Raw genomic sequence first — 12,410 nt, forward strand, 5'->3', positions numbered from 1 at the left:
AATTTGATAGCGTCGATCTCTTTGATTCAGGGTCTTTTAATAAGGGAAGTATGCCGATGAAGCTCGCACCGAAATTTCTGGTCGCTGCACTCTGCCTGGGCCTTGCCGGCCAGGTATTCGCCACGGATTTGAAGCATTGGCCAGCCGATCAGGCCAAGGCGCTGGACGCAATGATTGCCGCCAACGCCAACAAAGGTAACTACGCGGTGTTCGACATGGACAACACCAGTTACCGCTACGACCTCGAAGAGTCTTTGCTGCCGTTCATGGAAAACAAGGGCCTGATCACCCGCGAGAAACTCGACCCCTCCCTGAAACTGATGCCGTTCAAAGACACTGCCGACCACAAGGAAAGCCTGTTCAGTTACTACTATCGCCTCTGCGAAGTCGACGACATGGTCTGCTATCCATGGGTCGCCCAAGTGTTCTCCGGCTTCACCCTCCAGGAACTCAAAGGCTACGTCGATGAGTTGATGGCGTCCGGTAAACCGGTGCCGGCGACGTATTACGAAGGCGACGTGGTCAAGAAGCTCGACGTCAACCCGCCGAAAATCTTCACCGGCCAGAAAGAGCTCTACAACAAGCTGATGGAGAACGGCATCGAGGTCTACGTGATGACCGCTGCCTCCGAAGAACTGGTGCGGATGGTCGCTGCCGATCCTAAGTACGGCTACAACGTCAAACCGCAGAACGTGATCGGCGTGAGCTTGTTGCTCAAGGACCCGAAGACCGGCGAGCTGACCACGGCGCGCAAGCAGATCACCGCGGGCAAGTATGACGAGAAGGCTAACCTCGGCCTTGAACTGACTCCATACCTGTGGACCCCGGCAACCTGGATGGCGGGCAAGCAGGCGGCGATCCTGACTTACATCGATGAGTGGAAAAAACCGGTGCTGGTCGGCGGTGATACGCCAACCAGCGATGGCTTCATGCTGTTCCACAGCGTCGATGTGGCCAAGGGCGGCATCCACTTGTGGGTCAACCGCAAAGACAAATACATGACCCAGATTAACGGCATGATGGCCAAGCACGCCGCAGCTCAGGCCAAGGAAGGGTTGCAGGTCACGGCGGACAAGAACTGGGTGATCGTGAAGCCAGAAGAAATCCAGTAAGCACCAAAGATCCAAATGTGGGAGCGGGCTTGCTCGCGAAGGGGCCAGAACTTTCAACATCAATGTTGAATGTCAGACCGCTTTCGCGAGCAAGCCCGCTCCCACATTTAACCGAGTACAACAAAAATGCCCCGCACTTGGCGGGGCATTTTTATTTCTGCGACTGACGCTTAGAGCCCGTCGAGCATCGCCTTGTTACGCACAGCACCCTTGTCGGCGCTGGTCGCCAACAGGGCGTAGGCCTTTAGTGCGGTGGTCACCTTGCGTGGACGTTTTTCCACAGGCTTCCAGCCCTTCTGATCCTGCTCGGCACGACGGCCGGCCATTTCTTCGTCGCTGATCAACAGGTTGATCGAGCGGTTCGGAATGTCGATCAGCACTTTGTCGCCATCCTGCACCAGACCAATCGCGCCACCCGCCGCCGCTTCTGGCGAAGCGTGGCCGATGGACAGGCCCGAGGTGCCGCCGGAGAAGCGACCATCGGTGAGCAGGGCGCAAGCTTTGCCCAGGCCTTTGGATTTCAGGTACGACGTCGGGTACAGCATTTCCTGCATGCCCGGGCCGCCTTTCGGGCCTTCGTAACGAATGATCACGATGTCGCCGGCCTTCACTTCGTCAGCGAGGATGCCGCGTACGGCGCTGTCCTGGCTTTCGAAGATCTTCGCGTTACCTTCGAAGACGTGGATCGACTCGTCGACGCCGGCGGTTTTCACCACGCAGCCGTCCAGCGCGATGTTGCCGTAGAGAACGGCCAGGCCGCCTTCTTTCGAGTAAGCGTGTTCGACGCTACGGATGCAGCCGTTTTCACGATCGTCGTCCAGGGTTTCCCAACGGGTCGACTGGCTGAACGCGGTTTGCGTCGGGATGCCCGCCGGACCGGCCTTGAAGAAGTGATGCACCGCTTCGTCGTCGGTCTGGGTGATGTCCCACTTGGCGATGCCTTCGGCCAGGGTCTTGCTGTGCACGGTCGGCAGGTCGGTGTGCAGCAGGCCGCCACGGGCCAGCGAGCCGAGGATGCTGAAGATCCCGCCGGCGCGGTGCACGTCTTCCATGTGGTACTTCTGGATGTTCGGCGCGACTTTGCACAGTTGCGGCACGTGACGGGAGAGACGGTCGATGTCGCGCAGGTCGAAATCGATCTCGGCTTCCTGAGCCGCGGCCAGCAAGTGCAGGATGGTGTTGGTGGAACCACCCATGGCGATGTCCAGGGTCATGGCGTTTTCGAACGCCTTGAAGTTGGCGATGTTGCGCGGCAATACCGACTCATCGTTGTCGCCGTAGTAACGCTTGCACAGATCGACGATGGTACGGCCGGCCTGCAGGAACAGCTGTTCGCGGTCGCTGTGGGTGGCGAGGGTCGAACCGTTGCCCGGTAATGCCAGGCCCAGGGCTTCGACCAGGCAGTTCATCGAGTTGGCGGTGAACATGCCGGAGCACGAACCGCAGGTCGGGCAGGCGCTGCGCTCGTACTCAGCGACTTTCTCGTCAGAAGCGCTGGAATCGGCGGCGATCACCATGGCGTCGACGAGGTCGAGACCGTGGCTGGCCAGTTTGGTCTTGCCGGCTTCCATCGGGCCGCCGGAAACGAAGATCACCGGGATGTTCAGGCGCAGGGCAGCCATCAGCATGCCAGGGGTGATCTTGTCGCAGTTGGAGATGCAGACGATCGCATCGGCGCAGTGAGCGTTGACCATGTATTCGACGGAGTCGGCGATGATCTCGCGGCTCGGCAGCGAATACAGCATGCCGTCGTGGCCCATGGCGATGCCGTCATCCACGGCGATGGTGTTGAATTCTTTGGCTACACCGCCGGCGCGTTCGATTTCGCGGGCGACCAGTTGGCCCAGGTCCTTGAGGTGGACGTGGCCCGGTACGAACTGGGTGAAGGAGTTGGCAATGGCGATGATCGGCTTTTTGAAGTCGTCATCTTTCATCCCCGTTGCGCGCCACAGTGCGCGGGCGCCGGCCATGTTGCGGCCATGGGTGGATGTTTTCGAGCGGTAATCAGGCATGAAGCACTCCGGGCGGCTAATCAGGTATCAAAAGGGAAGTGAGCTTCTATTGACGTCTGGAACACTCAGAAATGGCCGTGTGTCCGGAAGTTGCCGATAACTTTGCGGGATCGCCGCGCGCTTCAGCTTGAGCTCATAAACCCGCCGGGGGATGACTGGCGATGAATGTCGCGATTCTACACGGCTGGCGTCAGGAGGGAATGCCGGAAAAGGGTGATCCAGCGCTGACGGAACGTGTGGGATGACCATCGGTAGGTGAGCAATCGCTTTGTGGGGATATCACCGCACCGGACGCTTGGCTAAACTGCCCGGCCTCGCGCAACCCCACCAAAAGGAATTGGAATGTCGCTGTTGAATCGTTCGTTGTGGTTTTACCTGCTGACCGGCCTGTGCCAAGGGTTAGTGTTCTGGCAGTTCGAATCACTCAAGACCTTGGGCGCGGGGGTGCTGGCGGCAAGCCTGACGCTGGTGTTGGTGGGTGGCCTGTTTTTGCAATTGCTCGGTCCTAAACTCAGAAACCCGAGGGTTCTGGCGCTGACGCTGGTGTTTTGCGTGTTGACGATGTCAATCAGCAGCTGGGTCCTGGTGTCCGCGATGGAGTATGGCAATCACTGGCTGACGAACACTTGGCTGTTGACCAGCGTGCCGCTGTGTTACGTGGTGTGTGCGTTTCTGGCCAGTTGGCCTTCCGGTGAAGGCCGCAGCTGGCGCTACGACGATCTGTTCCAGTACGCCTGGAGCCATGTGTTCGTGGTGTTTTTTGCACTGACGCTAACCAGTGTATTTGGTTTGCTGCTTCTGCTCTGGAGCAAGCTGTTTCTCATGCTGGGCATCGGGTTCTTTGCCGAGCTGTTCAGTTCCCCGATGTTTTTTTGCCTGAGTGGGCCGGTGGTGTTTTCCCTGACCATGCGCCTGGGGCTGCGCAACGAAAAAGTCATCGGCATGCTGCGGGGTGTCTTCCTCGCGGCGTGTCATTTTCTGTTGCCGATGATCACGCTCATTACCGTTTTGTTTACCGTGACGCTTCCCTTTACCGGCTTGCAACAGATCTGGGCCACCGGCTACTCGACCCCGATTTTGTTGTGTTTGGTGGGGACGTATCTTTTTTTGCTCAATGGGGTGTTTCAGGACGGGCGTCAGGCTCAGCCTTATCCGGCGTGGCTGATGCGCTGTGTCGAGGCGGGTTTGCTTTGCTGGCCGGTGCTGGTGGCGGTGGCCGGGTACTCAAGCTGGCTGCGGGTTGAGCAGTACGGCCTGTCGCCCCGGCGGTTTGTCAGCCTGTTGCTGGTCGCGGTCATCGCGGCGTATAGCCTGGCCGCGACGTGGGCCGTGGTGCAACGCAAGACCCAATGGCTGGAGGGTCTGCGGCGCAGTAACCCGGCCCTTGCCCTGGCAGTGTGCGTGGTGTTGGTGCTGATCAATACACCTTGGCTCAATGCGCAATCGTTCAGCGCACGGGATCAGGTGCGACGCTTGCTCGATGGCCGCACGTCGGTGTTGACGTTCGATACCAACTACTTGCGAAACGGGCTCGGCGTGTCTGGACGGCAGCAATTCGAGGCATTGTCCGAGCGGCTTGAACGCAATGAAATTCTCGATGCGCCCGCGCGAGAGGTGCTGCGCGCCCAGATGAAACAAACGCCCGGTGAAACCACCTTTACGTACCCGCCGGCGGAACCGACACCCGTGAACATTGAATGGGTGGGGCCGAAAGTGGACGGCAGCGAGCAATTTGTCGGCCTCAACAGCAAAAAGCGTCAGTGCCAGGATGACGGATGCGTGATGTGGGCGGCCGACCTGGACGGTGATGGTCAAGCCGAAGTGCTGCAATTCAATCAACAGCCGTGGGACCACAGGACGTTCCTCTATAAACGTGCCGCCGACGGTGAGTGGCAATATGTCACCGTGCTCCAGGGCGCGAATGTCACGCCGCAGAACCTTGACCAGCTGCGTGCGGGAGAGGTCGAAATCATCGAGCCGCGCTTCAAGAACGTTCAAATAGGTACGCTTTCGCTGGTCCCCGAACCTGAGGAGCAATGACACCGGACCCACTGCCTCAGGCTTTGCTCAAGGCCGGGTTGCGTAGGCGGATGCGACAGATCATGACCAGCCCGACGCTGCTCAAGGCGATGAAGCTGAGGGCCAGCGTCAGTTGCAGTTCGAAGGGACTCAGGTTGATCAGGGCGCTGATCAGGCCACCGAAGATGAATATCAGTGTGTTCCCGGCCGACGCCGAGGTACCGGCCATGTCCGGAAAAACCTCCATCGCCTTCGAGGTGGCGACTGGCCTGGCGATGGTGGTGCCAGCGGTGCAGACAATCATCGGGATCAGCACCGTCAGGGTCGACAGCCCCATCGTGTTTGAGAGCATGAGCATTACCAGCCCCGAAAAGAAGATCAGGCTCAAACCAACAATGATCTGTGTATTGGGTGAGATCCGCCCAGCCAGGACTCGAGCGACGATGCCGCCGACGATGTAGGCCACGCCATACAGCAGCAGTGTCAGGGAAAACTTGTAGGCCGAAAGCTGCAACTGCTCCATGAAGATCAGGGGCGAGATGACAATGAAGGAAAAGTGGCAGGTGAAGGCGATTGCGGCGATCAGCCAATAGCCGAGGAAACCCGCATCGCGACAGACGCACCGGTAGGACTGAAGAATGCTTCGGCGCGGGGTTGTGGCGGTGTGCCGGTTTTCAAGAAAGAAGCAGGCCTTAAGGAACACGGCGGCGGCGAGGGCAATAAAGACAATGAAGCTTGCGGGCCAGTCCAGTGCCTGTTGCAACAGGGTGCCAGCCAGTGGCGAGACGGAAATGAAGATTCCGCTGGCGGTGACCATCAGAATCCGCAGTTGATCCCGCTCCTTGCCGTCGAACAGGTCCTGGACCAGCGCCTGCGAGAGTACGAAGCAACCGCAGCCGATGGCCTGCACCACCCGGAACATCAGGAACCAGGCGTAGTCGGTGGACAGCACGCAACCCGTCGCACCGACAATCGAGACCGCCATTCCCGCCAACAGCAGACTTTTGCGCCCGATGACATCCGAGAGCGGCCCGACCAGTAGTTGGGAAAGTGCGATCCCGATGGCAAACAGGCTGATGGAAAACGCGATGTCGCCTGGCGTGGTCCGGAAGTGTTCGGCCAGCGCCGGGAACGATGGCAACAGAACATCCAGAGGGAAGACCCCGAGCATCACCATGGTCATTAACAGGGTGATCGCAGAGCGGCGGTGTTTGACACTGACCGCAGATTTTCCTTCATCCATCGACAAGTCCTGCCTGTGCGAAGAGCTGCTGGTTAAAAGGCAGGTCGAAAAAACCTGCCTTTTCCATTGCCTGTAGCGTCGCGCCTGCACCTGATCGGGCGCGCTGAAGGCAGGCTTGCGGGCCGATCAGGGCACTGAGGATTTGTGCGACGCAACTCTCCCCGAGGCCCACGCTGTTCAGGCTTTCCTTCAGCCATCGCTCATCGACCTCAAAGAACATCAGGATGATGTCCACCAGCAACTTCGCGGCGAACGTGCGTTGGCTGCTGTTCAGGGTCAGCCACAGATAATGGAACACTTCGCAAAAAAAACGACTGTGTCGGGCCTCGTCGGTGAGGTGGTCCCTGAGCATTTCCTGGACGCTGGACACCAGCTCGTTGCGACAAACCTCGAGCAGCTCCCTGGCGATGATGGTCTCGGACACGAAGCCGACGAGAAACCAGGCCAGTGCCTTATGCCTGTCTGGGGTGTGGCCAAGCAGGGTGTTCAGTCGGGTAATGCGGTGTGGCATCGCCGGGCGTTGGGTCATGCCGTAAAGGTCGGCTATCTGCTCGGCGAGACTATTGGAGAACAGGGCGTGATAACCCTCATCGGTGTACAGCTGGAGGGCGGCCGTTTTCATCCGTCGGGGGATGGACGCACCGAGCTCATCGTGGACGATGGTTTCCACGGAGCGGTTGACGATTCGATGTTCGAGCCGGGTGGTGTAGTCGAGGAAATACACCAGATGGTTTGCCGATAGTCGATGAGTGATCGCGCTACCGGCTGCTTCGATGGCCGGGTGATTCAGGTAGGACAGAAAGGCGGGCGGGAACCAGTGTCGTGTTTCCAGTTGCCGTTCCAGATCTGATGGCAATTGATAGGTGTGCTCGCTGGTGCGTACCGAGGCTCGGGTGTTCCAGTCGCCGAGGGTGAAGCGCTGTGCCCAGGCGTCGGGCAGTGACAGGTCGTCTGTGCGGGGCCCGGTCATTGTTGTGAGCCTCGACTGCTTAGCAGTGCTTTTAATTCCTTGCACATCACTTGCCCGTCACTCTGGCCGCAACCCACAAAAAACAACGGTTGTTCGGCGCTGTCCTCGATCCCCAGCAACGTTTCGACCTGATCGTCCGCCAACGCACCGGTCAGCCAGGTGCTGAACCCGAGTGCGGTGGCCACCAGTTGAAAGGTCTGGGAAATATGACCTGCCTCGACGTAAGCCATTCGGTAGGCCCGCGAGTGTTCATATTTCCACCACAGTTTGTCGAAGCGAGCGGTGATGAACAGGCCGACTGGCAGGTTGTTGATGAAATGCTGCCCACACAACAACTGGCCCAAGGGCGAGTCAGGCACCGGATTGACGAAGCTCAACGCATGTTCGTCGGGGTGATAGGCGTAGAGCCCGGGATTCAGGCCGCTGACGTTCTGAACATGCAGAAAACCTTCGCAGGCATTCAGCCCGCCACCGGATGGACTGCTGCGCCGCGCGCCAAGACCTTCCGCGATGGTTTCGTCGATGTCGTTGTCGCGCTCACGTAGATAGCCAAGGGACAAATACAAAAGAGTGCCCACATCGTCGAGAGAAACCCCTTCACCCGTGAAGGAGCGACAGGTCTTTCGGTCGATCAAGGTCTTTGCAAGTGCGCTTTGCGGCAGGCAGGAAGGTTGGGGCAGGGCGATCCGCTCGCTTGTCGGGCGTTCTGTGAGTCTGACCTCCGGGGCAGGAGTGGCCAGTACTTCGGCGCAATGGTCCAGATAGTGTCTCGACCATTCATTAATATCTTGGGGGACATAATCACAAGGAATGTTCTTGGTGCCGATATGAAATATCTTCGACAGTTCATCCCAGCCCCATTCAAGGGTGTCTTGTATTGACGTTGTGAGTATTCCCGCGCTCAGGAGTTGCGTGTCTATTATGTTGTTGTCATCAAACTTTTCAGGGTTGTCGATAAGGTGTGCAAGGCGGGTTGAATATTCAAGGTTCAATTCGAACTGTTTGTGGTTCTTGTAATCCCAGACTATTTGGTCGGGCGTGCGAGGAAGTATGAATATATAAGGGTTTATCTGCATGATTGGCGATTCACTCTGGTCTTTGCCATAGAAGGCGCTGGGTAGCCGGCACTCCCCAGCGCTTCATTTACTTAGCGGGCTTTTGGCGCAACCAGAAAAGCCAGGTTAGCGATTTTGTTAGCTTCCAGAGTAATTGCTTTCATGTTTTTAACTCCTTGTAATTGATAGTGAGTGTCACTCCGTTGTGACGACTTAATCATAGTTTGTAATGAGTTCTTATCAAGGGGGAATCAGGTAGGAATGTTCCAGTAATTTTGTCGGATCGATCTGAGGGTTGGATGAATCTTGTAAGTTCTGTCCGCTAAAATAAAAGACACAGCGAAACGTCCTGCAAGTCATTAAGACTGCTGGAGTAGGAAGTTGGAGAATTCAATAACAGAAAACAGAACGGGGAGCCGGCTGGCTCCCCGTCAAACCAGCGTAATCAGCTGTTTGGCAGCAGACGGCAGGTGATGCTCTTGATGTAGCGGGTTTCGGCAATGGCCGGGTGAACCGGGTGATCCGGGCCCTGACCGCCGCGCTCCAGCATCTGGATGTTGCGGTCCAAGTGACGGGCGCTGGTCAGCAGAATGTTCTGCAGATCGTCTTCCGGCAGGTGCATCGAGCACGAAGCGCTGACCAGGATGCCGTCCTTGCTGAGCAGGCGCATGGCTTGCTCGTTCAGGCGACGGTAGGCGCCTTCACCGTTCTTCATGTCTTTCTTGCGTTTGATGAACGCCGGAGGATCGGCAACGATCACGTCGAAACGCTCTTCGCTGGCTTTCAGCTCTTTCAGGGCTTCGAACACGTCACCTTCAATGCAGGTCATCTTGTCGGCGAAACCGTTCAGCGCGGCGTTGCGCTCGACGCCGTCGAGGGCGAAGGCCGACGCATCGACGCAGAACACTTCACTGGCGCCGAACGCAGCCGCTTGCACGCCCCAGCCGCCGATGTAGCTGTACAGGTCCAGCACGCGCTTGCCTTTGGCATAAGGTGCCAGGCGTGCGCGGTTCATGCGGTGGTCGTAGAACCAGCCGGTTTTCTGTCCCTGGATGACGGGTGCTTCGAATTTCACGCCGTTTTCTTCCAGGGCAACCCACTCCGGCACCAGGCCGAACACGGTTTCGACGTAGCGGTTGAGGCCTTCGGCATCACGGGCAGCGGAGTCGTTCTTGAACAGAATGCCGCTAGGCTTGATCACTTGGGTCAGCGCTGCGATCACGTCTTCTTTATGGGCTTCCATGGTTGCCGAAGCGATCTGTACCACCAGGATGTCGCCGAAACGGTCGACTACCAGACCTGGCAGCAGGTCGGAATCGCCGTAGACCAGGCGATAGAACGGCTTGTCGAACAGGCGATCACGCAGGGACAGCGCGACGTTCAGGCGGTGCACCAGCAGCGACTTGTCCAGCGGCAACTTGATGTCGCGCGACAAGAGGCGGGCGCAGATCAGGTTGTTCGGGCTCATGGCAACGATGCCCAGCGGCTTGCCGCTGGCTGCTTCGAGGATCGCCTGGTCGCCGGCCTTGAAGCCGTGCAAAGGAGTAGCGGCTACATCGATTTCGTTGCTGTAGACCCACAAGTGGCCGTTTCGCAGGCGACGGTCGGCGTTGGCTTTGAGGCGCAGGCTAGGCAGGGACATGACGTCGCTCCGGAAAAAAGAGCGGGAGTATAGCGTGTTGCGCACGGCCACGGTTTGGCGGATGGACATGCGGTGAGGAAGGTCAGGCATTTGATGAAACTTCAGGCGAAGGCCCGGCCAGGGTGTCGGATCCAACTTTATAAGGGTTAGAATCGCCGCCTGTCCCAGAGTGTGTACTTATGTCCCCAGAGCTGACTTCCGAACAGATTCAACAGTCCCTGCAAGGCATCAGCGTGCCGGCCCAGCCGCAAATCATGGTGGATTTGCAGATGGAACAGTACATGCCCGATCCGGATCTGGAAGTGATCGCGAAGCTGATCTCCCAGGACCCGGGCCTCTCTGGCGCCTTGTTGAAAATCGTCAACTCGCCGTATTACGGCTTGAGCAACAAGATTGCCTCGATTCAGCGTGCGGTGAATCTGCTGGGCAGCCGCTCGATCATCAACCTGATCAACGCGCAGTCGATCAAGGGCGAGATGAACGACGACACCATCGTTACCTTGAATCGTTTCTGGGACACCGCCCAGGACGTGGCGATGACCTGCCTGACCCTGGCCAAGCGCATTGGCACCCAGGCCGGCGATGAAGCGTACGCGTTGGGCCTGTTCCATGACTGCGGCGTGCCGCTGATGCTCCAGCGTTTCCCCAACTACATGACCGTTCTGGAAGAGGCCTATGCCAGTGCCAGCGCCGAATGCCGGGTGGTGGACACCGAGAATCGGGTGTTCAATACCAATCATGCAGTGGTGGGTTATTACACCGCCAAATCCTGGCGTCTGCCGGAGCATGTGACCGCCGCCATCGCCAATCACCACAATGCATTGGCGATCTTCAGCGATGAGTCGTCGCGCAACAGTCAGGTGAAAAACCTGCTGGCGATCCTGAAAATGGCCGAGCACATTTGTGCGTCCTTCCGGGTGCTGGGCAACCAGCGTGATGACCACGAATGGAACAGCATCGCACCACTGGTTCTCGATTATGTCGGGCTCTCGGACTACGACTTCGAGACCCTCAAACAAACAATTCGTGACCTTAGCGCTCACCGCTGAGCGTTGCACAGCCTGATTCGAGAGTACCATGCCGGAACTGCCTGAAGTCGAAACCACCCGCCGCGGGATTGCGCCGCACCTGGAAGGCCAGCGCGTCAGTCGGGTGATCGTGCGTGAGCGGCGCTTGCGCTGGCCGATTCCCGAAGACCTGGATGTGCGGCTGTCCGGCCAGCGCATCGTGCTGGTGGAGCGACGCGCGAAGTACCTGCTGATTAATGCCGAAGTCGGCACGCTGATCAGCCATTTAGGGATGTCGGGAAATCTGCGTCTGGTGGAAATCGGCACACCGGTGGCCAAGCATGAGCATGTGGACATCGAACTGGAATCCGGTCTGGCCTTGCGTTACACCGACCCGCGCCGGTTTGGCGCGATGCTCTGGAGCCTCGATCCGCTCAACCACGAATTGTTGATTCGCCTGGGGCCGGAGCCGTTGACCGACCTGTTCGACGGCGAACGCTTGTTCCAGCAGTCCCGCGGGCGATCCATGGCGGTCAAACCGTTCATCATGGACAACGCGGTGGTGGTCGGCGTGGGCAATATCTACGCCACCGAAGCGTTGTTCGCGGCAGGTATCGACCCGCGTCGTGAGGCCAAGAGCATCTCTCGGGGGCGTTATCTGAAACTGGCGATCGAGATCAAACGCATCCTGGCGGCCGCTATCGAGCGCGGCGGCACCACGCTGCGCGACTTTATCGGCGGTGACGGTCAGCCGGGTTATTTCCAGCAGGAACTGTTCGTGTACGGCCGTGGCGGTGCGCCCTGCAAGGTCTGTGGCACGGAGTTGCGGGAAGTGAAGCTGGGGCAGCGCGCCAGCGTCTTTTGCCCGCGCTGCCAGAGCTGATACGCCTACGGTCTATAGTCAGTGTTCTGACTGCCTAGCCCAAGGACCGTGCCATGAACCTGTTTCGAACCCTTGTCGTCGTTTTGCTGCTGAGCGTCGGTGCGCCAGCGCTGGCAGCAAACACGGGCAGCGGCGACCCGCGTTACACCATCCAGAATCCCCCGGCGTACGCCATGCTCGGCGATTTGCTGATTGCCCGACCTTTGTTGGTCGTGGCAACAGTGATCGGTGCGGGGGCGTTTGTGGTGTCGTTGCCATTTACCGCGTTGGGCGGCGGTGTCGGCGATGCGGGGCAGGCGTTGGTGGTCGACCCGGCGAAAGCGGCGTTCGTGCGGTGCCTGGGGTGTATTGGAGAAGGGTTTGAGCAGAGGGAGTGATTCAGTTGGATCTTCGGTGTGGCTGATGACGTCTTCGCGAGCAAGCCCGCTCCCACATTAGATCGCGATCAACTGTGGGAGCGGGCTTGC

The 12,410-nt window shown here is 58.6% G+C and carries 10 protein-coding genes; 5 read left to right on the plus strand and 5 right to left on the minus strand.

The annotated features are described in order from the left end of the window. The first annotated feature begins 56 nt into the window (after positions 1-56). Positions 57-1,112, plus strand: a complete 1,056-nt coding sequence (locus ACSQ87_RS02305) for a haloacid dehalogenase-like hydrolase (protein ID WP_223429455.1) — start codon at positions 57-59, stop codon at positions 1,110-1,112. 170 nt (positions 1,113-1,282) lie between these two features. Here ACSQ87_RS02305 and ilvD read toward each other — a convergent pair whose 3' ends face one another. Then, a complete protein-coding gene (ilvD, locus tag ACSQ87_RS02310; RefSeq protein WP_436273282.1) occupies positions 1,283-3,124 on the minus strand; it encodes a dihydroxy-acid dehydratase in 1,842 nt (613 codons plus the stop codon). Between the two features lie 342 nt (positions 3,125-3,466). Here ilvD and ACSQ87_RS02315 point away from each other — a divergent pair, with 342 nt between their 5' ends. Further along, positions 3,467-5,164, plus strand: a complete 1,698-nt coding sequence (locus tag ACSQ87_RS02315; RefSeq protein WP_436273283.1) for a DUF4153 domain-containing protein — start codon at positions 3,467-3,469, stop codon at positions 5,162-5,164. A gap of 16 nt (positions 5,165-5,180) precedes the next feature. Here ACSQ87_RS02315 and ACSQ87_RS02320 read toward each other — a convergent pair whose 3' ends face one another. The 4 genes from ACSQ87_RS02320 to ACSQ87_RS02335 all read right to left on the minus strand — a co-directional run bounded on the left by ACSQ87_RS02320 (position 5,181) and on the right by ACSQ87_RS02335 (position 10,053). Further along, positions 5,181-6,386 carry a multidrug effflux MFS transporter gene (locus tag ACSQ87_RS02320; protein WP_436273284.1) on the minus strand — a complete coding sequence of 402 codons (1,206 nt, stop codon included), beginning with the start codon at positions 6,384-6,386 and terminating at the stop codon, positions 5,181-5,183. After that, entirely contained in the window at positions 6,379-7,356 is a 978-nt protein-coding gene (locus tag ACSQ87_RS02325) for a diiron oxygenase (protein ID WP_436273285.1), read from the minus strand. The genes ACSQ87_RS02320 and ACSQ87_RS02325 overlap by 8 nt, the downstream gene beginning before the upstream one ends. Beyond that, positions 7,353-8,432, minus strand: a complete 1,080-nt coding sequence (locus ACSQ87_RS02330; RefSeq protein ID WP_436273286.1) for a SagB family peptide dehydrogenase — start codon at positions 8,430-8,432, stop codon at positions 7,353-7,355. Before ACSQ87_RS02330 ends, ACSQ87_RS02325 begins: the two co-directional genes overlap by 4 nt. Positions 8,433-8,856: 424 nt before the next feature. After that, positions 8,857-10,053, minus strand: coding sequence for a class I SAM-dependent rRNA methyltransferase (locus ACSQ87_RS02335; protein WP_033060516.1), 1,197 nt, complete (start codon positions 10,051-10,053; stop codon positions 8,857-8,859). Positions 10,054-10,286: 233 nt separating this feature from the next. On the opposite strand from ACSQ87_RS02335, the gene ACSQ87_RS02340 reads away from it, so the two are divergent. Genes ACSQ87_RS02340 through ACSQ87_RS02350 form a run of 3 tightly spaced genes read left to right on the plus strand, consistent with a single transcriptional unit; the run spans position 10,287 to position 12,320 of the window. Then, positions 10,287-11,102 carry an HDOD domain-containing protein gene (locus ACSQ87_RS02340; protein WP_436275073.1) on the plus strand — a complete coding sequence of 272 codons (816 nt, stop codon included), beginning with the start codon at positions 10,287-10,289 and terminating at the stop codon, positions 11,100-11,102. A 28-nt stretch (positions 11,103-11,130) separates the two neighbouring features. Continuing rightward, the gene (gene mutM, locus ACSQ87_RS02345) at positions 11,131-11,943 is read left to right on the plus strand and encodes a bifunctional DNA-formamidopyrimidine glycosylase/DNA-(apurinic or apyrimidinic site) lyase (RefSeq protein WP_008150567.1); all 813 of its coding nucleotides are present in this window, start codon (positions 11,131-11,133) and stop codon (positions 11,941-11,943) included. A 53-nt stretch (positions 11,944-11,996) separates the two neighbouring features. Then, positions 11,997-12,320 carry a multidrug transporter gene (locus tag ACSQ87_RS02350; RefSeq protein WP_129440299.1) on the plus strand — a complete coding sequence of 108 codons (324 nt, stop codon included), beginning with the start codon at positions 11,997-11,999 and terminating at the stop codon, positions 12,318-12,320. Positions 12,321-12,410: the final 90 nt, after the last annotated feature.

Origin of the sequence: Pseudomonas sp. LjRoot277 (genome assembly GCF_964253845.1) — a bacterium.
In the GTDB taxonomy this organism is placed as follows: Bacteria; Pseudomonadota; Gammaproteobacteria; order Pseudomonadales; family Pseudomonadaceae; genus Aquipseudomonas.